The sequence below is a fragment of the Hymenobacter busanensis genome (assembly GCF_008727865.1).
Classification (GTDB): domain Bacteria; phylum Bacteroidota; class Bacteroidia; order Cytophagales; family Hymenobacteraceae; genus Solirubrum; species Solirubrum busanense.
The window spans coordinates 334,731-356,439 of the sequence record NZ_VTWU01000005.1; the positions used below are offsets into that span (position 1 = coordinate 334,731).

General features: G+C 63.6%; 17 protein-coding genes. 7 read left to right on the plus strand and 10 right to left on the minus strand.

Going from position 1 to position 21,709, the window contains the following annotated elements:
• Positions 1-113 precede the first annotated feature (113 nt).
• Positions 114-1,493: an alpha/beta hydrolase family protein gene (locus F0P96_RS14855; RefSeq protein WP_151079693.1), complete on the plus strand. Its 1,380-nt coding sequence runs from the start codon at positions 114-116 to the stop codon at positions 1,491-1,493.
• A gap of 106 nt (positions 1,494-1,599) precedes the next feature.
• On the opposite strand, the gene F0P96_RS14860 is transcribed toward F0P96_RS14855, so the two are convergent.
• Positions 1,600-2,499, minus strand: coding sequence for a carboxypeptidase-like regulatory domain-containing protein (locus tag F0P96_RS14860; protein ID WP_151079694.1), 900 nt, complete (start codon positions 2,497-2,499; stop codon positions 1,600-1,602).
• Positions 2,500-2,691: 192 nt separating this feature from the next.
• Here F0P96_RS14860 and F0P96_RS14865 point away from each other — a divergent pair, with 192 nt between their 5' ends.
• On the plus strand, positions 2,692-2,949 hold the full coding sequence (locus F0P96_RS14865) for a FeoA family protein (RefSeq protein WP_151079695.1): 258 nt from the start codon (positions 2,692-2,694) through the stop codon (positions 2,947-2,949).
• 7 nt (positions 2,950-2,956) lie between these two features.
• On the plus strand, positions 2,957-5,119 hold the full coding sequence (gene feoB, locus F0P96_RS14870) for a ferrous iron transport protein B (RefSeq protein ID WP_151079696.1): 2,163 nt from the start codon (positions 2,957-2,959) through the stop codon (positions 5,117-5,119).
• A gap of 133 nt (positions 5,120-5,252) precedes the next feature.
• On the opposite strand, the gene F0P96_RS14875 is transcribed toward feoB, so the two are convergent.
• Positions 5,253-5,954 (minus strand): SAM-dependent methyltransferase, encoded by a 702-nt coding sequence (locus F0P96_RS14875; protein WP_151079697.1) that lies wholly within the window; start codon positions 5,952-5,954, stop codon positions 5,253-5,255.
• A 14-nt stretch (positions 5,955-5,968) separates the two neighbouring features.
• A complete protein-coding gene (locus F0P96_RS14880) occupies positions 5,969-6,748 on the minus strand; it encodes an alpha/beta fold hydrolase (RefSeq protein ID WP_151079698.1) in 780 nt (259 codons plus the stop codon).
• Between the two features lie 117 nt (positions 6,749-6,865).
• On the opposite strand from F0P96_RS14880, the gene F0P96_RS14885 reads away from it, so the two are divergent.
• From F0P96_RS14885 to F0P96_RS14895, 3 genes are all read left to right on the plus strand, one after another.
• Positions 6,866-7,111: a hypothetical protein gene (locus F0P96_RS14885; RefSeq protein ID WP_151079699.1), complete on the plus strand. Its 246-nt coding sequence runs from the start codon at positions 6,866-6,868 to the stop codon at positions 7,109-7,111.
• 1 nt (position 7,112) lies between these two features.
• Positions 7,113-8,597: a hypothetical protein gene (locus F0P96_RS14890; protein WP_151079700.1), complete on the plus strand. Its 1,485-nt coding sequence runs from the start codon at positions 7,113-7,115 to the stop codon at positions 8,595-8,597.
• Positions 8,598-9,036: 439 nt separating this feature from the next.
• Positions 9,037-9,423: a hypothetical protein gene (locus tag F0P96_RS14895; RefSeq protein WP_151079701.1), complete on the plus strand. Its 387-nt coding sequence runs from the start codon at positions 9,037-9,039 to the stop codon at positions 9,421-9,423.
• An 83-nt stretch (positions 9,424-9,506) separates the two neighbouring features.
• Here F0P96_RS14895 and F0P96_RS14900 read toward each other — a convergent pair whose 3' ends face one another.
• The 7 genes from F0P96_RS14900 to F0P96_RS14930 form a co-directional block, all read right to left on the minus strand.
• Positions 9,507-11,408, minus strand: a complete 1,902-nt coding sequence (locus F0P96_RS14900) for an ATP-binding protein (RefSeq protein ID WP_151079702.1) — start codon at positions 11,406-11,408, stop codon at positions 9,507-9,509.
• A gap of 82 nt (positions 11,409-11,490) precedes the next feature.
• A complete protein-coding gene (locus F0P96_RS14905) occupies positions 11,491-12,075 on the minus strand; it encodes a PH domain-containing protein (RefSeq protein ID WP_160620331.1) in 585 nt (194 codons plus the stop codon).
• Positions 12,076-13,128 carry a selenide, water dikinase SelD gene (selD, locus tag F0P96_RS14910; RefSeq protein ID WP_151079704.1) on the minus strand — a complete coding sequence of 351 codons (1,053 nt, stop codon included), beginning with the start codon at positions 13,126-13,128 and terminating at the stop codon, positions 12,076-12,078.
• 195 nt (positions 13,129-13,323) lie between these two features.
• On the minus strand, positions 13,324-18,075 hold the full coding sequence (locus tag F0P96_RS14915) for a reprolysin-like metallopeptidase (RefSeq protein WP_151079705.1): 4,752 nt from the start codon (positions 18,073-18,075) through the stop codon (positions 13,324-13,326).
• A 631-nt stretch (positions 18,076-18,706) separates the two neighbouring features.
• On the minus strand, positions 18,707-19,078 hold the full coding sequence (locus tag F0P96_RS14920; RefSeq protein ID WP_201743852.1) for a VOC family protein: 372 nt from the start codon (positions 19,076-19,078) through the stop codon (positions 18,707-18,709).
• A gap of 30 nt (positions 19,079-19,108) precedes the next feature.
• Positions 19,109-20,164, minus strand: coding sequence for a tRNA 2-selenouridine(34) synthase MnmH (mnmH, locus tag F0P96_RS14925; protein WP_151079707.1), 1,056 nt, complete (start codon positions 20,162-20,164; stop codon positions 19,109-19,111).
• A gap of 82 nt (positions 20,165-20,246) precedes the next feature.
• Positions 20,247-20,960 (minus strand): pyridoxine 5'-phosphate synthase, encoded by a 714-nt coding sequence (locus F0P96_RS14930; RefSeq protein ID WP_151079708.1) that lies wholly within the window; start codon positions 20,958-20,960, stop codon positions 20,247-20,249.
• A 196-nt stretch (positions 20,961-21,156) separates the two neighbouring features.
• On the opposite strand from F0P96_RS14930, the gene F0P96_RS14935 reads away from it, so the two are divergent.
• Positions 21,157-21,618, plus strand: coding sequence for a GatB/YqeY domain-containing protein (locus F0P96_RS14935; protein WP_151079709.1), 462 nt, complete (start codon positions 21,157-21,159; stop codon positions 21,616-21,618).
• Positions 21,619-21,709: the final 91 nt, after the last annotated feature.

The following is a 21,709-nucleotide window of genomic DNA, read 5'->3' on the forward strand; positions in this document are numbered from 1 at the left end:
TTTTAAATAAATGCGCTGGTATTATAGTTCTATTATTTAATAATATTTTACTAGATTAGCATCGTCAAAGCCGCTGCTCATTATCTACTTCTACTGCATTACCCGCGCTTGCAATGAAAAAGTTAGGTTTCTGGTTCGCATTGCTGCTGGGCTTGGGCCTGATTAGTGCCTCCGCTCAAGCTACTCCTGCTCTCGATGGCCTGTGGAAAGGGCCACTGAAAGTGCCTGGTGGGCAGTGGGAAGTGATTTTCCGAGTAGTTACGCTGACGGGTGGCTCTTACTACGCTACCCTCGACGTGCCTATGCAGAAAGTCACCCGCATGGGGGTGAAGGTGCAAGCGCACGGCGACACCGTCATCTTCGTGGCCGACGAGGCCGCTAGCCAGTTTGTGGGCCGCATTTCGGCCGATGGCAAGCACGTGGAAGGCACTTGGCAGCAACCGGGCCTGAAAGCTCCCATGACGCTGGAGTACGCCGCACCGCAGGCTGCTCCTGGCGGCAAAGTGCGCCTGACGCCACCCTACCGCGAAGAAGAAGTTAATTTCACCAACATTCCGGTGAACCTCCGCATGGCCGGCATGTTTTCGGTTCCGCCCGGCAAAGGCCCGTTTCCGGCCGTGGTATTGGTTTCCGATGCAGGGCCCCAGGACCGCGACGCTACCGTGGGCGACTACCGCCCCATGGGTGCCTTGGCCGACTTCCTGACGCGCCGTGGCATTGCCGTTCTCCGCGTCGATGACCGGGGCGTGGGCCAGTCGGGCGGCACTGCCGGTAGCGCTACCATCCCCGAGCTGGTAGCCGACGTGCAAGCCGCATTAAATTTCTTGCGTACCCGTCCGGAAGCCGACGTTTCGCACCTGGGCGTGATAGGCCACGGCGAAGGCGGTAACGTGGCGCTGTTGGCTGCTGCTCAGCCCTTGCCCCCCTCCTTTGTGGTAGCCTTGGCCGCCTATGGGCAGCCCGGCAGTGATATTGTAGTGCAGCAGCAAGCCAACATTCTCCGGTCGCTGGGCACCGAGCCAGCCCAAATAGAAGCGGCCGTGAAGCGCCACCAGGCCATGCTGGAAATCATCCGGCAAACTCCTGATGGACCGCAGGCACAGGCCATTGTGGCCAACATGCTGCGCCAAACCAATACCTCGATTGACCAAAACACGGCCCTGGCCAGCGCCGGCGAACTGACTTCGGCCCGCTACCGCCATTTCCTGACTTTCGACCCCGCCGAGAAGCTGGCCCAGGTGAGCTGCCCGGTATTACTGCTCAACGGGACTGCCGATATGTTTGTAGCCCCCGAAACCAACTTAGCCATTCTGGCAAAGGGGTTGAAGAGCAACAAGAACGTCATCGTAAAGAAGCTGCCGGGCGTCAACCACCTGTTTCAGTCCGACCCTGGCCAGTGGCCTTTGGTCAATGGCCAGCCCCGCGAAACCTTTTCGCCCTTAGCTCAGGAAATGATTCGGGAGTGGATTGTAGCCCAAGCAAAGAAGCAGTAGCAACGTCCTGCGCTTCCAAGTAAAAGTTAGAACTAAGCAAAACACCGCGGCCCAGACTACTCGTCCGGGCCGCGGTGTTTTTGCTCTGGCAGAAAGCGAGAGAGGCTTACTTGTAGATGTCTACCTCCGCCTTGATCATAGCGTTGTAGCGCAGCCCCGAGCCGTTCGACATCGTAATCAGGCTCCAGCCTTTACCCATGGTGTAGGTCCAGGTGCGGCTTTCCTTGAATTCGAAGGTCGGACGCATGATCTGGCCGTAGGGCGTGTAGTTGTCCATGAAGTTGGTGGTGTAGAACTTGTCGCCCGACACAATCCATTCCATGGCCACGAAGAACCCTTCGTCGGGCGCAATGATGTTGTACGGCGTCATGTCGATGGTGAACCAGGCACCGCCACCGGGGGCTGATACTACCACGTTTTCCGTCAGCAAGTCGCTGTTGGGCGCGTTATAGTCACCGTCGGCTTTGTAAATGCGCACCCGGAACGGCTCTTTCGGGAAGCCGTGCTCCCCAATGTAGAACGACACCGAACGGATGGCACCAAGCTTTTTGTTTTTCTCGTTTTTCACGAAGAAGGCGTACTGGCTGCCGGGCATGCCCTGAATCATGCCTTCGCCGGGCGTATTCGAGCTGGCACCCAAGTCCTTGGCCTTTACCTTGCCGGCCTCGATTTTCACCGTCTCCAGCACGATGTTGCGCTTTTCTACCTCAATGATGAGGTCTTCCAGCTTGTCGCCTTTTTTCACGCCCACTGCCTTGCGGAAGTAGCCCAGGGCCTGCACAATCAGGGAGTCCTGCGCCGATTTCTCGGGCTGAGCCATCTGGAAAAACCCGTACTCGTTGGTCAGGGCGCCGCTTTCTTCGATTTTCAGGCCGATGGAAGCGAAGGGAATGGGCTCTTTGGTTTTCGAGTCAACAACCCGGCCCGTAATGCGGTTATCCTGCGCCGACACCAGCTGGGGGAGCAGCCATCCGAGCGCAACGAAAAAGAGTAGGCGTTTGAGCATAAGAGGTGGATTATATGTCAAAAATACAAGCAGTTTGGCGGCCCGCCATGCGTTTGCTTCGAATATTTATAAGAATCCAATTTGTGTTTACCTAAATGATACTTCCGTTCGGCCCATCATACCGGGTACTTTGGCGGAAACCTTTGGGCAGTGTATCTTTGTTTATAGTTTGTCTAAATAACCCCGCCGCCCGTGCCTACAGCGTCCACCACTTCTGCCTCTGCCCAACGCAGCGTGAAAGATTTGCGCCTAGGCGAAACGGGCACTATCTGCTGCCTGAAAGACCCCGAAATGGCCCTCAAGCTGTTGGAAATGGGCTGTATTCCGGGCACGCGGGTAACGCTGAACGGCCGGGCCCCCCTGGGCTGTCCCATTACGCTGCACGTCGACGGGGAATACACGTTGTCGTTGCGGGTGAGCGAGGCGGCTACGATTCTGCTTAAAGAGTAACAACTGGATGGGGCGTGGGGCAGTACTAGAAGCCGAGCAGACAGCGGCGCAATCGGTTTCTTTCGAGTCGGTTCGGCTTACGCGCATCGCGCTGATTGGCAACCCCAACTCGGGCAAGTCGTCGCTGTTTAACCAGCTCACGGGCCTCAACCAGAAGGTGGGCAACTTCCCCGGCGTGACGGTAGACCGCAAAACCGGTACCGCACAGCTCACGCCGCACCACCGCGCCGCCATCATCGACCTGCCGGGTACTTATTCGCTGTACCCCAAGAGCCTCGACGAGAAGGTCATTACCGACCTGCTGTACGACCGGGGCTCCAGCGAATACCCCGATTTTGTGGTGGTAACGGCCGACGCCTCGAACCTGAAGCGCAACCTGCTGCTGTATACCCAGCTGGCCGATTTGCAGCTACCGATGGTGCTGGCCCTGAACATGATGGACACGGCCGAGCAGCACGGCATTCAGATTGACGTGGCCGAGCTGCAGCGCCAGTTGGGTGTGCCCATCATCCCGATGAACGCCCGCAAGGGCGTGGGCATCACGGCCCTCAAAATTGTGATGGCGCAGGAGTTGGGGCCGCCGACGCAGACGTTTTACCAGCCGAGCGAGGAACTGCTGCCGATGATCCGGCAGATTCGCTACTATTTCAACCTGCACAACGACTATCTGGCGCTGCACTACGCGCACCAGTACCAGCGGCTGGCTTTTCTGAGCGCCGATGAGCGCAGCTACATTCACGAGCTGTGCCAGCGCTACGGCTTCGATTCGGTGAGCCAGCAGGCGCAGGAAACCATTGCCCGCTATGCCCACATTTCGGAGCTGCTGCTGGACGTGGTGCGCGTGACGCGGGCCGAAAAGAACGAGTCGTACAGCAACCGCATCGACCGGGTGCTCACGCACCGGGTGTGGGGCTACCTCATTTTTCTGGGCATTCTGTTTTTGCTGTTCCAGGCCATTTTCGCCTGGGCGCAGTACCCCATGGACCTCATCGACCAGGGTGTGGCCTGGCTGGGTGGGCAGCTGAAAGCCCGCGCCAGCGGCCCGCTCGTGGACCTTGCGGCCGACGGCATTCTGGCCGGCCTGGGCGGGGTGCTGATGTTCATTCCGCAGATTGCGCTGCTGTTTGCCTTCATTGCCGTGCTCGAAGAATCGGGCTACATGGCGCGGGTCACGTTCATGATGGACCGCATCATGCGCAAGTTTGGGCTGAACGGCAAGAGCGTGGTGCCGCTGATTTCGGGCATGGCCTGCGCCGTGCCGGCCATCATGAGCACGCGCACCATTGAGAACTGGAAAGACCGCATCATCACCATTTTCGTGGTGCCCTTGATGTCGTGCTCGGCGCGCATTCCGGTGTACACGGTGCTGGTGGCGCTGGTGGTACCCGACGAGCCGGTATTGGGCATCTTCAACCTGCAGGGCGTAGCCCTGATGGGGTTGTACCTGCTCGGCTTCGTGTCGGCGGTGTTGTCGGCGTGGGTGCTCAAGACGCTGTTGCGGGCCAAGGAGCGGAGCTTCTTCATCATGGAGTTTCCGGTGTACCGCTGGCCGCGCTGGAAAAACGTGGGCCTGACCATCGTCGAGAAAGTCAAGGCGTTTGTGTTTCAGGCCGGTAAGGTCATCGTGGCCATATCGGTGCTGCTGTGGGTACTGGCCTCGTACGGCCCGGGCAGTGCGCTGCAACAGGCCGAAACCCAAGCTCGCACCGAGGCCGCACAGCGGGCCTTCACGCCCGAGCAAACCGACAACCTAATAGCGTCGCAGAAGCTTGAAAGCTCCTACGCCGGTGTGTTCGGCCGCAGCATCGAGCCGGTCATTCGGCCGCTGGGCTTCGACTGGAAAATCGGCATTGCGCTCATCACCTCATTTGCCGCGCGGGAAGTATTTGTGGGCACCATCTCCACCATCTACAGCGTGGGGCAGGACGCCGACATGAGCACCGTGCGCGAGAAGCTGCTGGCCGAAAAAGGCCCCGACGGCCAGCCGTTCTTCACCCCGGCGCGGGCCTTCTCGCTGCTGGTGTTCTACGTGTTTGCCATGCAGTGCGTGAGCACCCTGGCCACCACCTACCGCGAAACCAAAGGTTGGACCTGGCCGCTGCTCCAACTGGTGTACATGACCGGCCTGGCCTACGCCGCCTCGCTGCTGGTGTACCAGCTGATGAAGTAGGAGGGGCGTTGCGAAAGCAATTGTCATCCTGAGCAACGCGAAGGACCTTCTTACCGCTGAACGAGTCATTGCAAAGACATTCGTTCTGGCGTGAGAAGGTCCTTCGCTCACGCTCAGGATGACAGCACCAAGTTTATGTTCCAATCAGGAACACCGCCGGCTGTTTGTGCAGTTCGGGCAGCTTGCCGCGCCAGCCGGCCACGGTATCGGTGCGCAGGAACTCATCGGATGCCGTGAGGTTGGCGGCAATGCAGAGGCGCGTGGTGGGCTGCAGGTTCGCCAGCAAGTCTTCCAGCAGCTGTCCGTTGCGGTAGGGCGTTTCGATGAAGAGCTGGGTTTGCCGCTGTTGCACGGCGGTGCGCTCCAGCTGCTTGATGGCCGCCGCCCGCTTGGCCCGCTCGATGGGGAGGTAGCCGTGGAAGGCAAAGCTCTGCCCGTTCAGGCCCGAGCCCATGAGGGCCAGCAGCAGACTGCTCGGGCCTACCAGCGGCACCACCCGCATGCCCAGGCGGTGCGCCTCGCGGGCCAGGGCGGCGCCGGGGTCGGCAATGCCGGGGCAGCCGGCCTCGCTGAGCACGCCCACGTCGAGGCCCTGCTTGGCGGCCGTTTGCAGGGCGGTGCGCACCTCAGCTTCGGTCGAGTCTTTGTCGATGACGCTGATGCGCAGCTCCTCAATCACCTGCGCGGGGGCTACCTGCTTGATGAAGCGGCGGGCGGTGCGGGCGTTTTCCACCAAAAAGCAGGAGAGGGCCGCCACGCGCTCGGCTACCTGCGCCGGCAGCACCTGCGCGGCCGTGTCGTCGGCCAGCACGGTGGGAATGAGGTAGAGCGTCATGCGTTGAGTAGTAATTACGAATTGATAAAGGCTTGCACCAAGGCGTAGACTTCTTCGGGCTTCTCGGCGTGTACCCAGTGGCCGGCGTCTACCACGGTTTCGACCTGCGAGTTGGGGAACAGGGCCGGAATGTGGTGCAGCTTGTCTTCGGCGTCGATGTAGTCGGACTTGCCGCCGCGGATGAACAGGGCCGGTTTCAGGAAGGGATGCTCGGCCGTAATGGCCTCGCCCACGGTGGTCAGGCCGCTGGTGAGTACGGGCAGGTTGATGCGCCAGGCGAAGGTGTTGTCGTCGCGGCGGTAGAGGTTTTTGAGCAGGAACTGGCGGGTGTCGGGCTGGCGGATGTGCCGGGCCAGGGCGTCGTCGGCCTCCTGGCGGCTGCTGAGGGTGGTAAAGTCGACCGAGTTGAGGCCGGCCAGCACGTCGTGCTGGTGCTCCATGGTGGAAAAGCGGGGCGAAATATCCACCACCACCAGCTTGGCGAGGCGTTCGGGGTGGTCGAGGGCGAAGCGCATGGCTACTTTGCCGCCCATGCTGTGGCCCAGCAGGGTGGTGTCGGGCCCGAGCTGAAGCTGGTCGAACAGGGCCAGCACGTCGGCGCTCATCAGGGCGTAGGAATGCTCGGGCGAATGGGGCGAGCGGCCGTGGTTGCGCAAATCGACCACCACCACGCGGGCGTGCTCGGCCCAGCGCCGGGCTAGGGTTTGCCAGTTGTCGAGGGTGCCGAAGAGGCCGTGGAGAATGACCAGCGGGCGGCCCTGGCCCAGTTCGCGGAAATGCAGCGGAAGCGTCATGGGGCAAAGGTCGGCAGCGGCGGGCAAACGGGCGGCGGCCAGGGCCGGGCGCTTGGCCGGGGTACGATTAATGTGCAACTTTCGCGTAGGTCAATCCGCTCACTATCTATTACCTACATGCTGCTCCACCACCGGCTTGCCAACCCACCGGCTTTTTCTGCCCTTGCCCTGCACCCAGACCCCGCCACGGGTGCAGTGCGCCTCCGCTATGCGCTGCCTCGCGCCGCCCACACCGCCCCGCTGGCCGTGGGCGCGGCGGAAGCGGCTGTGTCCCTCACCGGCCTGCGCGCCGGCCAGTACAGCTGCACGCTCGTAGTTGACGGGCGGCCCGTGGCCGTGCGCCGTTTAGCCGTAGTCGAGTAGCATGAAACTCTTCTCTGTTCTACTGGGGCTGGCAGCACTGCTGCTGGCCCCGCTCAGTACATCGGCCCAGGGCCTGCGCGTGGCTTGGCAGCAGACCTACCTCAAGCCCGCCCCCAGCCGCAGCTCGTATTTCGACAAGCTGGTGCTGGGTACCAACGGCACTATCACGCTCAGCGGTACGGGCTCAGGCAACTACTACCCCGGCATTTTCGCTCAGTACGACACGGCCGGCACCTTCCGCTGGCAGCGCGACGGGCGCCTGCTGGCTACCGGCGAGCAGGATTTGGTGCCCTGGCGCGGCGGACTTGTCTTTGCCGGGTCCGAATCCCTGGACCGGGAGATACCCTTGCTGGTGCAGCGCCTGCGGCCGAACGGCGACACGCTGCCCGCCCGGCGTTACCTGGTGCCCGGAACTGTCCGGGCCGCCACGGCCCTGGTGGCCGATGCGAGCGGGCTCACCGCGGCGGGGTTCAACCAAACCCTGCCAAACGAACCGCAATTGTTCTTGCAGCGCACCGACACGGCCGGGGCGGTCCTCTGGGAGCGTACTTATCCCAACCCGCTGCCCAACGGCACAGTGGTATCCACCTGCTTGTTGCGCACGGCCCGCGGGGGGTACTTGCTCTCGGCCACGGCCCAAGGGCCGGGCTTTCCCGGCTACGCGCCGCACCCCTTCCTGCTCGAAACCGATTCGCTGGGCCGGGAACGGCGGCGGCGGTTTGTGGTGGCCCACGACCCGAACCTCTTCGAGCACCACCAGCGGCTGTGGGGCAGCTTGCTGGCCACGGCCGACGGCACGGGCTACGTGCTCAACGGTTACGTGCAGGGGGCGGCCGGGGGCTGGACGGGCTTCGTCACGCGCCTCGACACGGCCCTGGCCCCGGTCTGGACGCGGCTGCTGCCGCCCGAGCGCAGCGCCGAGCTGCGCATCGGGCAGGTGCGGCAGTTGCCCACGGGCGAGCTGGCGGTGCTGGCCGGCGAGTACGCGCCCAACACGCCCTACCTGTACGTGTACACGCTGGCGGCCGCCACGGGCCAGCTGCTGCGCCGGCGCGAGGTGCTCGTGCCCGGCCCGCGCTGGCTCACGCCCTACGACTGGCAGCCCGTGCGCGGCGACTCGAGCTTCGTGGTCTGCGGCACGGCGGGCTACCCCGACAACACCCAGCGCGCCTGGCTGGCGCGCCTCGAGCCCGCCCCCCGCGTGCTGGCCGGGCGCCCCGCCGCGCCCGGCCCGGCCGGCGTGCTGGCCCTGTGGCCCAACCCGGCCGGCGAGTGGGCGCAGGCGGCGCGGCTCGCCGCCCTGCTCGGGGCCGCCACGCTGGTGCTGCGTGACGCGCTGGGCCGCGCGGTGCGCACCTGGCCGCTGCCGGCCGGTGCCCCCGCGGCCGACGTGCCGCTGGCCGGCCTGCCCGCCGGCCTCTACCACGTGCAGCTCCAAGCCCCCGACGGCCGCCGCTGGCACGCCCGCCTGCTCCACCACGAGTAGTCGTCATAGGCCCGCGCCGGCTCGGTCGGGTGCCCGTGAGGTGTCCGGCTGCAGCCGGACGCCATTCCGGTGCAGGGGAATGGCGTCCGGCTGCAGCGGAAGCCCTCGGACTACAGCCGGAGGCCGTTCGGCTGCTGCCGAACGCCATTCCCCTGCGCCGGAACCACGTTCGGCTGCACCGGAATGCCATCGGGCTGTAGCGGATTGCCATTCCGGTGCAGCCGAACGTGAAACGGCTGTAGCCGAACGGTATTCCGGTGCAGCGGAGGCCCCTCCGCTACAGCCGGACGCCCTCCGCTGCAGCCGCAAGGCCTCCGCGGCAGCTTGCCGGGGGCAGCCGGGGAAAGAAAAGGGGAGGAAGGGCAGCCAAGCTTTGCATTATGCGGGTGCCTTTTTATATTTCAAAGAAGTATTGTTTCACTTTCACATTCCTTTCTCCATGCCCCGCAAACCCCGTATTGAAATTCCCGAAAATGCCGGTGAGCTGCTAAAGCTGAGCGCGTCGGTGTACGCCCAGCACCAGAAGCTGGCCGCCAAGTCGCCGCTCAACGCCCTCGAAGAAGGCCCCACCTGGGCCGATGCCGGTGGCAGCGTGGCTACGGCCCAGGAGCTGCAAAGCCGCATCGAGCAGGCCGAAAAAGACCTGAAAGTGATGTACGGACAGCGTAATCAATACCTCGACGTGCTCACGCCCTTGGTGCGCCGCTCCCGCGACCTGCTCAGCGGGGTGCACAGCCAGAACCTGCGCCGCCTCGGCGAGTACGGCTTTGATGTAGTGGAAGCCGCGGCCGGCAAAGCGGGCCCGGCGCCCACTGCAAAGTCATAACACGCCTTGCCAACGGGTACCACAACGGCCCGGACTGCTTTGCGCGGTCCGGGCCGTTGTGCTTGAGCAGGAACAGGCGCACCCTACGCCACGGCGCGGGGCAGCTGCACGCGCACCTGGGTGCCGTGGCCGGGCGTGCTCCGGATGTCGAGGGCGCCGCCGTGGCGCTGGGCGAAGGCCCGGCACAGGGGCAGGCCCAGGCCGGTGCCGCTGCGGGCCCCGTTGACCACCGGGCGGCCGGCGGCCGGTTCGGCGCTGCGCAGCTGCTTGAGCTGCTCGGGCGGAATGCCGGGACCGGTGTCGGTAACGGCCAGGGTCACGGAGCGGCCGTCGGGCGAGGCTTCGGCAGTGAGCTGAATGGCCCCGCCCACGGGCGTAAACTTGAGGGCGTTGGCCAACAGGTTGCGCAGGATGGTGCGCGTCATGTTCACGTCGGCCAGCACCGAGAGGTGCTCGGGGTCGGTGGTGGTTACGGTTACCTGCCGGGCCTCGGCAGTGGTGCGGTGCAGCTCCACGGCGCCTTCCAGCAGCGGGGCCACGGCCAGGGGCTCGGGCTGAAAAATCAGCTCCCCGGTTTGGGTCACGGCCCAGCTCAGCAGGTTGTCGAGCAGGTTGTTGAGGCTCTGGGCCGACTGGCGCACCTGCTGGGGCAGGCGCTTGAGGCCTTTCTCGTCGCCGGTACGCAGGTAGAAATCAATCAGCTCCGTTACGCCCACAAAGGAGGTAACGGGGCCGCGCAGGTCGTGGGCCACAATGGAATAGAGGCGGTCTTTGCTGGCAGCCAGCTGGCGGGTTTGCTCGGTGGCGCGGGCCAGGGCGGCGTTGTTGGCGGCCAGGGCCTGCTGGCTGCGGCGCAGCTTGCCGTAGAACACACCCGCGCCCATTAGGCCAAGCACCAGGGCCCCCACCACCACCCACAGCTCGCGGTTGTGGGCGCGCTGCAGCTGGCCCTGCTGGGTGAGCAGCTGAATCTGGTTTTCCTTGTCGTGGGTTTCGTAGCGGGTTTGCAAGGCCGTGAGCGTGTTCAGGCGCGCCCGGTTGTTGAGCGTGTCGTTCAGGCCCAGGTACAGCTGCCGCCAGCCGTAGGCCTGCTCGTACTGGCGCCGGCTCACGTTGATGTTGGCCAGCAGGTCGTAGGCATCGAGCACGCGCTCCTGGTAGCCGATGCTGCGGGCCTTGCGTAGGGCTTTGCGGGTCAGTTCTTCGGCTTCGTCGAGGTGGTTGGTGAGCAGCAGCACCGTAGCCAGCATTTCCAGCTGGCTGGTTTCGTAGCGCGGGGCATGCAGCGGCTCGCTGATGGAAAGGGCCTTGCGCAGGAGGCCCTCGGCCACTTCGTAGCGCTGCTGCTGGAGGTAGTAGCTGCCCAGGTTGGCCACGTACATCGACTCGCCGGCTTTGTCGCCCGAGCGGCGGGCCAGAAACATGGCGTCGCGGGTGTAGGTGAGGCCTTTCTGGTACTGCCCCATAAAGGAATAGATGCTGCCCAGGTTGCCGTAGAGCATGAGCTGGGTGCGGGTGCTCACGCCCGGCTCGCGCACCCGCTGCAGGGCCTGCTGGTAGTTGCGCATGGCGCTGAGGGTGTCGCCGCGCTCGTGGTGGATGCTGCCCATGCCGGCGTAGGCGCGCACAAGGCCGTCGGCGTTGCGCAGGCGGCGGGCAATCTGCAGGGCTTCCTGCTGCATGCGCAGGGCCTGGGGGCCGTCGGAGAGGTTGCCGTAGCAGCTGCCCAGGTTCAGCAGGGCGCGCATCAGCCCCAGGCTGTCGGCGGTGGAGCGGGCCAGGGCGGCGGCCTGCTCGCCGTAGTGCATGGCGCGCAGCGGGGCCTGGTCGTGCAGCTGGTAGCAGAGACTGTTGAGGATGCGGACCCGGCTGGTATCGGTAGCCGAGCCGAGCTGCTGGCGCAGGCGTACCACCGCCAGCGTGTCTTGGGCACACGCGGCGTGAAACGCGAAGAGGAAGACGAACCAGAGCGGGAAGAACCGCATTGTACTCAACGATTTGGCCAAGCAGCAGAGCCCGGCACCCTACAAATATACACTATGCTGGATGCCTTGCAATAGTGCAACTTCAGGCCCAGCACAGCCACCGCTGCTCCGGCACAAAATGGGTGTTGCGCAGGAACGTCGCCAGCGGTTGTAAATCCGTGAGCAAGGAGGTGAGGGTGACGACGCGCCCGTCCTGCAAATGCAGGCGCAGGTAGTCGTAGGCGCTCCAAAACAGGCGCGGCGAGCGGCAAGTCACGCGTTCTACCCGCACGATGTCGCGCCGCTCGAAGGCCACGCGCTGGCCGGCCTGGTACACTTCCAGCCGGTTGCGCGCGGGGTCGAAAACGAGGGACGTGGCCCGGTTGCGCACGTAGTACTGGGCGTGCAGAAGAAACGCCGGCACCGAAAAACCCAACACCACCACGCCGAGCGCGCCCAGCAACGCCGTTTCCCAGGCCGAGTGCGTGCCCGCGAAAAACGTGGCCACAAACGGCAGCCCCACCGCCAAACAGGCCAGCGGCCAAGCCAGCAAATACACGCTACGCCAGTACGTAACCTCAAACACTACCCGCTTGCGGCCGAACAACCCCAGCAGCCAGCGCAGCCCGTAGGCCGTGAAGCCCAAGGCCACGGCCATTTCCAGCAGCGGCCAAATCAAGCGCCGCATCTAGCGCACCAGCACGTAAGGCTCGGTGGGCTGGTGGGCGCGCAGCACCCCAAACGGCTCGGCCGGCACCCCGGCGGCTTGCAGCAGGGCTTCTACCTCGGCGCGGCCTTCGGGCGCCACGCACACCAGCAGGCCGCCGGACGTTTGCGGGTCGCAGAGCCAGTGCCGTTGCTCGTCTTCGAGGGGCGCAATCTTGTGGCCGTAGGAGTCCCAGTTGCGGTGTGTGCCGCCCGGAATGGCGTTCTGGGCGCGGTAGGTTTCGGCGGCGGCAAGGCGTGGCACCCGGGCAAAGTTTACTTCGGCGGTCAGGTTGCTGCCTTCGCACACTTCGGCCAGGTGGCCCAGCAGGCCGAAGCCCGTCACGTCGGTCATGGCCTTCACCTGCGGGAACCGGCCCAGCGGCTCGCCCAGCTTGTTGAGCTGCATCATCTGCTGCGGGGCCAGGTGGGCGTCTTCGTCGCGGAGCAGGCCTTTTTTCTGAGCGGTGGTGAGCATGCCCACGCCCAGGGGCTTGGTTAGGTACAGCAAGTTGCCCTCGGTAGCGGTGTCGTTGCGCTTCAGGTGCGCAATGTCGACGAGGCCGCTCACGGCCAGCCCGAAAATGGGCTCGGGCGAGTCGATACTGTGGCCGCCGGCCAGGGCAATGCCGGCTTCGGCGCACACGCTGCGGCTGCCTTCAATCACGCGGCGGGCCACTTCGGGCGGCAGCTTGTCGATGGGCCAGCCCAGCACGGCAATGGCCAGCACGGGCCGGCCGCCCATGGCGTACACGTCGGAAATGGCGTTGGCCGAGGCAATGCGTCCGAAGTCGTAGGCATCGTCGACGATGGGCATGAAGAAGTCGGTGGTGCTGATGAGCGCCTGTCCGGTGCCAAGGTCGTACACGGCCGCGTCGTCGCGGGAGGCGTTGCCCACGAGCAGGCGCGGGTCGTGGGCCTGGGGCAGGCTGGTGTGCAGGATCTGGTCGAGCACTTTCGGCGCAATTTTGCAGCCGCAGCCGGCCCCGTGGCTGTACTGGGTCAGGCGAATAGTGGCGGGGGTATCGGCAGACATGGCTAGGAGGAACGGGAGGAAAAGAGCTTACGGCATACAACCGGCCCGCAGGCAATAACGCCCGCGCAAGCAAAGGTAACGGGAGGCAACCAGCCGAAAGGCCACGAGCCGGCGGCCATCCGAAGAGGCCGTCGGCTCGTGGGGGTATTGCACGTGGTACGGGCTAATGGCCCGGCTACGCAGCAGGCGTGGAGGCTAGTTCTTCACCACTTTCACCACGCGCTGCATGCGGCCCTGCTGCAAGCGCAGGAAGTACACGCCGGGCGCCAGGCGCGCCACGCCGGGCAGCTCTACCTCGGAGTAGCCAGCCGGCAAGGTGGCGCTGTGGTGCAGCACCGGGCGGCCCAGGGCATCGGTCAGCGCCAGTTTGGCGGGAGCCGCTACGGGCGCCGTCACGGCCAGGCCGAGGCGGGAATCGAAGGGGTTGGGCATGGCCGAAGCCACCAACAGGTCGGCGCTTTCGGCCAGCACCACAGTGCGCACCTCCGATACCGTGCTCTTGCCATCGAAATCAACCTGCCGCAGACGGTAGTACAGTACCGAAGCCGTGGGCAGGTGGCTGTCGGTCCAGGCGTATTCCCGCGGGGTGCTGCTGGAGCCGCTGCCCGCTACCTGCCCAAGAGCGGCAAAGCTCTTCCCGTCGAGACTGCGCTCCACGTCGAAGTGGTCGTTGTTTTTCTCCTGGGCCGTGGTCCACTTCAGCTGCACCGCCGAATTGCGGCGTTCGGCGGTAAAGGCACTCAGCTCAACCGGCAGCGGCAGCACCGAGCTACCCAAGGTCCAGATGGAGAAGGCCGTTACGCCGGTTTTCGTCAGGGTGTTGGTGGCGGCGTCGCGGGTGCTGTAGCCCTGCGGCTGCCACGGACCGGCCACGCCCGAGGTCGAGCGGAACAGCATGAGGTTCGATTCGCTGATGCCGTTCAGCTCGGCGGCGAAGTAACGGAAGGCCATGTTCACGTTCAGGCCCGTGCTGGTGGCCGGCCGGATGTCAAAATACCGCTTCACGCTCTGGCTGTTGTTGGTGCCGTTCAGCGCCGTGCCGGTGGTGCGGATAACCAGCGTGGAGCCGGGCGACGTGGAACCGGCGACGGGCGCCAGGGTCAGGCCCAGGCCGCCAAACGTTTGGGCCGTGCCGGGGCTTAGCGGGCGGGTCGTTTGCACCTTCCCAACGACGTAGCTGGTTTCGCTCTCCGTCAGGGTTGCCGCGGAGCCCAAGGTGAGCGTGTGCGAACCGGTATTAAGCAGGCCGTTGGTCATGGTCAGGCCGCCCGTCACGCTTAGGTCGTTTGCGAGGTTGGTACTGCCGGTGGCCAGGTCCATCACCAGATTGTTGGCCGATGCCAGGCCCGTCAGCTCGGGGTTGGTGCCTAGGAACTGAAGCGTGCCGGCGGCGCTGTAAGCGGCGGCGTTCTGGTTGATAAAGTTGCCGGAAACCTGCAGTGTGGCGGTGGCATTCATGGTCAGTTGGCCGCCGTTTTCGATGGTCAGCGAGCGGGCCTGGGCCGTGGTACCGGCCAGCAGGCTGGGGTAGTTGGTGCGGCCGGCCGGAATCTGAACGTCGGTGGTGGCGGTGGGCACGCCGCAGCCCGACCAGTTGCCGGGCGCCGTCCAGCTGGTCGACGTATTGCCGGTCCAGGTAGAGCCAGCCGTTACGTTCACCGTCACCTGGCCCACGCCGGGGCAGCCGGTGCTGTTGGTCACCGTTACTTGGTACACCGAGGTGGTGGTGGGGCTAACGGTGAGGCTGGCCGTATTGGTGGTAGCCGGCAAACCGTTGCCGCTCACCAGCGTCCAGGCGTAAGTATTCGGCGCTGGCACCGAGCCGATGACTTTCACGTTGTCGATGGCCCAGAGCAGGGTTTTGCCATTGGTTTCATAACGCCAGCGCAGGCGCAGGTTGCTCTGGCCGGCGTAGGCGTTCAGGTTAAGCGAAACGCTTCCGCTTTGGTCGCTGCCAATGGCTTTGTAATCGACTAAGGTTGCGGCCCAGCTATTGCCTCCATTGGTTGAAATTTCCACAATGGCAGCGGCATCCACGGTGTTGGTATAGAAGTAGCCGTGCTGAAAAGACAACGTCAGCGAAGAATAGCCAGCTGCGCTGAATACCGGCGACGTCAGCTGGGTGCGGGTGTTGGTGGCATTGCCTCCGAAAGCGGAAGCGGCAGCCATGTATTGCGTGCCGTCCAGCGAATAATCGGCGCTGTTCAAAAGAATGTCGGAAGGGCCATACAACTGCCACGCTGTATTGGCCGCATTAGCGGCGTTGCCAGTAGTCGAGTAGGTTGGCGTCCAACCGGTAGCCGTACCGTTGAAGTTCTCATCAATCAGCGTGGTGTTGATGGAGCCGTTGGTTGGGGCGTTGGCCGTCAGGGTTACGGGCGTGCCGGAGCAGGTGCTCGGAGTAGTCGGCCCAATAGTGGGGACGCCTGGCGCCGCGTTTACCGTTACGCTGGTGGTAGCCTGGGCGCTGATGGTGCCGCTGGTCACGGTCACGGTGTAGGTGCCGCTGGCGGCGGTGGTCACGTTCGAAATGCTCGGATTCTGCAACGTGCTGGTGAAGCCGTTAGGGCCCGTCCAGCTGTAGGACGTGCCGCCCGAGGCCGTTAGGTTCAGGCTGCTGCCGGCGCAAAGCGGGCCGTTGGAGCCCGCCGTGGCCACCACCGTCACCGTAAATACGCCGCCGGTGGCCGAAGCCGCGCCTTTGGTAACGGTGAGGTTGCCGGTGGTTGCGCCGGTGGGTACCAGCACCGTGAAGCTGGTATTGGTAATGTTAGTCGGAGTGCCCGCCACGCCGTTGAAGGTCACGCCTAGCGTGCCCGCGCCGGTGGTAAATTCGTTGCCGTTCACCGTTACGGAAGTGCCAACGGGGCCGCTCGTGGGCGTGAAGCTGGATACGCTCAGGCCGGTAGCGGCCGGCGTAATGGCAAAGTTCACGTCCGACAGGTCGAAGAAGTAGTTGTCGGCGGCTTCCACCATCACGCGCGCGGTGCTGGTCACCACGTTCGGCAGCGTTACCGACGCTGAGCCGTCGTTGGCTTCGTTGGCGGCCAACAGGAAGGGGTAAGTAAGGCCGCCGTCGGTCGAGAGGCGAATGTTTACCTGCGCGCAGCTCACGGGAGCCGCGCTGGTGCCCGCCACGTTCCAGGTAACAGTCTGAACAGAGCTGCCGGCCCAGCTTACGGCCGTGTTGGGCGAGTTAATCACGAAAGGGCCGGCCGCGCTGGTTACGTTCAGGTTCACGAAGCTGCTGAAGTCGACGCCGCCGATGACGCCGAGCGCGCCGCCGCTGTTGTGCTGGTCGCGGGCGGTGCAGCGGAACTTCAGGGTGCGCGTTACCGTCGGCAGCCGCTCACCCACTACCGAGGTGCCCGCCAGAATGTCGCTCAGCTGGGGGAAGTACCGGGTGGGGCTGGTGGTGGCATTGAACGAGCGAAACAGCGGTACAGTGGAGTTGGCTACCTGCGCATCGTTGGTGTTGGCCGCCGGGCCCAGGTCCATTTCTTCCCAGTTGTAGTTCAGCGCGTCGCCTTCGGCATCAGTCGCCGAGGCCGTGAGCTTGAAGGGGGTGCTGATGGGCAGTGTTTTGCCGCTGGCCGGTGCCGTTACCACCGGCGCCGTGTTGCTGGTGGCCGTGGTGGTACCGCAGCTGGTGCCAGCAATAAACGTCCGCATTTCTTCGAAGCTGCCCGAGTGAAAAAACGGATCGGAGTGGGCCTGCAGGTTGTTGACGGTGCCGCAAATACCGGCGTAGGCCTGAATCGTAGAGCCCGAGCCCGGCTCGAAAGCGGTGCTGCCGTTGCGGTTGCCGGTGCAACTGCCCACGCTGTTGTTGTTGAAGGTGTGGTTGCCGCCGAACTGGTGGCCCATTTCGTGGGCTACGTAGTCGATGTCGAAAGCATCACCGGTGGGGTTGGGTAAACCGGTAGAGCCTTGCCCTTTCCGGGTGGAGGAACACACCACGCCCAAGCCGGCAATGCCGCCGTCGGCCGTGTTGAACACGTGGCCGATGTCGTAAGAGGCTGAGCCGATGCGGTTGTCCAGCGTCGTCTGGTTGGTCGAAAGCGTCGCGCTGTTGCTCAGGTTGGAGTAGGGGTCGGTGGCTGGGTCGGTATAAATGACTTGGTCGGTGGAGCCAACCAGCACCAGGCGTACCGCTAATTCCTTCTCGTACACCCCCACCACACGGTTTACACTCGTGGTAATGGCGGCCAGCGCCGCGGCTACGGTACCGCCTTTCACCTGCGTGTATTCGCCGGTAGCGGCCATAGCCAAGCGGTAGGTACGCAGTTGGGTACCGCTGCCCACGGCCGAGCGGCGCACGTTTCCGGCGGCTTCTTCGGCAAGGCTGGGCAGTACTTTGCCGGCTTCTTCGGGCGTGGGCACAAAACCGCACCCCATGCTGGCCTGTCCGCCGCGGCGCAGGTCGCGCTTGAAGTAGCTGATGTAGTGGCCCGTGTCGGTCAGGCTAACCGGGTCGATGTAAATCGAGCCCGTAACCGGCGACAACACCTGCGCGTGGAAACCCTGTGGGGTCAGGTCGCAGCGCAGTGTTGCGTACGGGTCATCGAGGCCCACGCCGGTGTAGGTATGAATGCCGGGGTAGCGCGCCGCCAGAGCCGGCTCCATGATGGGAGCCTCCACAATGCGGAAGCGGCCGTTGCTGCCATCGGGTAGCGGCAACGTGAGCACCGTGCCGGCCTGGGTACCGCGGGCAGCCAGGTTTTCCAGCGGTGTAGCGGCCAGCACCGCCTTCATGGCGGTTACGTCGAGGGAAAGAGCACGGGAATGCGTGGTCCAGTTGCCGGAAGGACCGGCTTGCATAAGCGTGCGGGCAGCGGCTTCGTCGTGCCAAGGCGTGGCAGGGGCCCGCTGCTGGGCTGTGGCCTGGGTAGTACCCAGTGCACTACAAAGCAGTACAGCAGAAAGCGAGGAGTAAAAGTGGGGCACAGGCAAAAGGGTTGGGTGAAACGGGACTAAAACCGCGCGGCCAAGGGGCCACTAGCTGGTTTGTGAGTAGCTGAGAAAAGCCAAGTCTAGGCAGAAAGTACAAGTTCTTACTTGCTACTCGTGTGCGGCAATGGCCCGACAGAAAGGAGCCGTTGCTAAGCTTTTGAATAGGGCAAGAACAGGCACTTGAGGAGCAGGCAAGGTTTTCGTAATTTAACATTACCTATAGCAAATATAGAGAGGTTATCCACAGTTGCTTGTCAATCAGTGCTGCTTTTTTCGAGTTATCCTTCAACTTCGCAAATTCCGCCTCTGAAAAGACGCTAGCAGAACCATTACGCTTAACCCGCCTGCACCCCGCTCTGGCAACTTTCAGCAACTGCCCAACTGGAAACCTTGTGCTTGCTGGGCTGATAGTTTATGTGATAAAAGTGCAAAATATATTGCTAAATGCGGAGCCTTGCCGAAAATTATTTTAGTAGTGTCTTTTCTAGCGCGTAGCAGCAAATAGCAGCTGCGGCCGGGCTCTTATAGCATAGTTGAGCTACCAAAGCAGGCGGAGCACCTCCAGCGCGAGTTTGTGACGTGGTGGTAGGAAAGAGGTAACGACGCGAGTGTAGAAGCAACGCAGCTACACGTTCCAGGAAGCTTGCTGTAGCACCACGCGGTAGCCGTCGGGGTCCTCAAAGGTGCGGCCGTGCTGGTCCCAATAAGGGTTGTGGGCCGCTACAGGCGAAAAACCGCAATCCTGCATCCGTTGCACGGCGGCGCGCCACTCGGCCGCATCGGGGAAATAGAACACCAGCAGGTGCTCGTTCGAGGGCGCCCGGCCAGCATCGTGGCCGGCTTGGCAGGTAAACTCCAGGTGGTATGGGGCCCGCGGGTGGCCTAGCATCAGGCCATCGAAGCCGGCGTGGTTCTCAAACTGCCCAATGACGGCAAAGCCCAGCCCGTCGCGGTAGAAGGGCAGGAGGGCGGCTAGGTCGTTGGTGGGCCGAGCCACGCGCAATGTGGGAAATGGCGCCACAAGCACCTAGCGTTTTGGGTGAATCTGCACCCGACCGAGGCGCTGTTCGTGAGTAGCCCGCAGCACCAACTCGGCATTTACGGCCGCGTCGCAGGTATCAGAGGTTACCCGCACGATGCTGGCGCTGCGGCGATTTTCGAGCCCGTGCGTGTACGTTTTATCATAGTAGTCAAGCGCAAGAGCTACCATCTTTTCCATGTCGCCCGCGTCAATAGCCGCCAGCGCCTCCTTGGTAGCCAACCCCCCCAGGCGCTTTTGAATACGACCAATGGCCTCGCGCAGCAGTTGCGGGTCTTGGCTGCCGTATTCGTCGGCCAGCTTGCGGGTGCGGGCAGCGCGCGGTACTTCCAGCAGCACCAGCGGTGCCACGCTCATCTGCTCGAAAAGCGCACCGGGAAGTGGAATGGCGCCAATCATGCGGCTTTCGTCTTCCAGCCACGCCGGCGTTTCGCTGGGCAGGTGACGCAGCTGCCAGGCTAGCTCGTTCTCAAACTGCTCGGGGGTGGGCTGCGGCGGCAGGCCGATGGCCCCAAACGACGAGCCTTTGTGGTGGGCCAGCCCTTCGAGGTCGACCACCGGTTCGCCGCGGCGGGCCAGTTCCTGCAGTACGTCGGTTTTGCCCGAGCCGGTGAGGCCACCGAGCACCAGCAGGGGCCGCGGCTCGGCAAAGGCGCCCAGCGCCCAGCGGCGGTAGTCTTTGTAACCCTTGTCGAGCAAATGCACCTTGAAGCCGGCCAGCTCCAGCAGCCATTGCATGGCGCCCGAGCGCATGCCGCCGCGCCAGCAATGCAGCCGCACTTCCTTCTGCGGCGCGAGTTTCTGGGCCTGCTTCACCATCTGGCTCATCTTCGGCCCGAAGAAATCGAGGCCCAGCAGCACGGCCTTGTCCTGGCTGACTTGTTTATAGGTAGTGCCGATGCGGGCCCGCTCCTCGTCGGAAAAAATGGGGAAGCTCACCGCGCCCGGAATATGCCCCTGGGTGTATTCCAGCGGCGCCCGGGCGTCGAAAATAGGCGCGTGGGTAGGGCCGGTCAGGAACTCGTCGAGGGGAAGGCGGGGCATGGCGTTTAATGAAGAACGAGAAACGAAGAGGGAAGGACGAAGACGTCCCGATAACGCCTCGTCCTTTGCTCGGCATTTCCCATTATGCCAGTTGACGGCGGTAAAGCTGGATGGTGTTTTCCAGGCCGAGGTAGAGCGCGTCGCAGATGAGGGCGTGACCGATGCTAACTTCGGCCAGACCCGGCAACTGCTGCTGAAGGTAGGCCAGGTTGTCGAGGTCGAGGTCGTGGCCGGCGTTCAGGCCCAAACCCAGCTGCTGCGCCAGCTCGGCGGCCGCGCGGTAGGGAGCTATGGCGGCTTCGCGGTCGGCGTGGTAGCCGCTGGCGTAGGCCTCGGTGTACAGCTCAATGCGGTCGGTGCCGGTGGTAGCGGCGGCCCGTACCATCTCCAGGTCGGGGTCGAGGAAGATGCTCACGCGGCAGCCCAAGTCCTTCAGCTCCCGCACGATGCCCTGTAAGTATTGCTGGTGACGCACCGTGTCCCAGCCGGCGTTGGAGGTAATGGCGTCGGGGGCGTCGGGCACCAGCGTTACTTGCTCGGGGCGCACTTCGCGCACCAGGTCGAGGAAATCGGGCGTGGGGTTGCCTTCGATGTTCAGCTCGGTGGTCACGATGGGTTTTAGGTCGCGCACATCTTGGTAGCGGATGTGCCGCTCGTCGGGGCGCGGGTGCACCGTAATGCCCTGGGCGCCGAACCGTTCACAGTCGCTGGCGGCCTGGAGCACGTCGGGGCGGTTGTGGCCGCGGGCGTTCCGCAGGGTGGCAATTTTGTTTATGTTTACGCTAAGCTTGGTCATGCTGGGCAGGTTTACGCTGAGTGGACCCTGGTGCCGCAAGAAGCGGAAAGCGGCCGGCGCTTCACCGGGCGGCAGCCGGTCAAAGATACGTACCCGTCCGCAGCCCATCGGTGGGCTTGACGCGCCTCCTTGCCCGCCACCGATTCGCCAGGTATGGCTTAAAAGGCCTAATCTTGCACTTCTTTTTTCTTGCCCTATGACGCTGAAAGAACGCATCGACGCCGATATCAAGAAGGCCATGCTGGCCAAAGACAAAGTGCGCCTCACGGCCCTGCGCAGCATTAAGTCGCAAATCCTGCTGGCCGAAACAGCCGAAGGTGCCCACGGCACCATCACCGCCGACACGGAGCTGAAGCTGCTCAATAAAGCCGCCAAGCAGCGCCGCGAAGCCGCCGAAACCTACCAGCAGCAGTTCCGCTCCGACCTCGAAGAAGTGGAGCTGGCCGAACTCGCCATCATCGAAGAGTACCTGCCGGCCCAGCTTTCCGAAGCCGATTTGACCGAAAAGCTCATCGAAATCATCCGCCGCGTGGGCGCTGCCGGCCCATCCGACCTAGGCAAGGTGATGGGCGTCGCGGCCCGCGAACTGTCGGGCCAGGCCGACGGCAAAGCCATTTCGCAGGAAGTCAACCGCCTGCTCAACAACACGAACTTTTAGTGCTTGGTGCTTGGGACTTAGTGCCTGGTTCGTTCTCGTTGCGTCCTGCACCAAGCACTAAGCACCAAGCACTGACCACCAAGCACTAAAA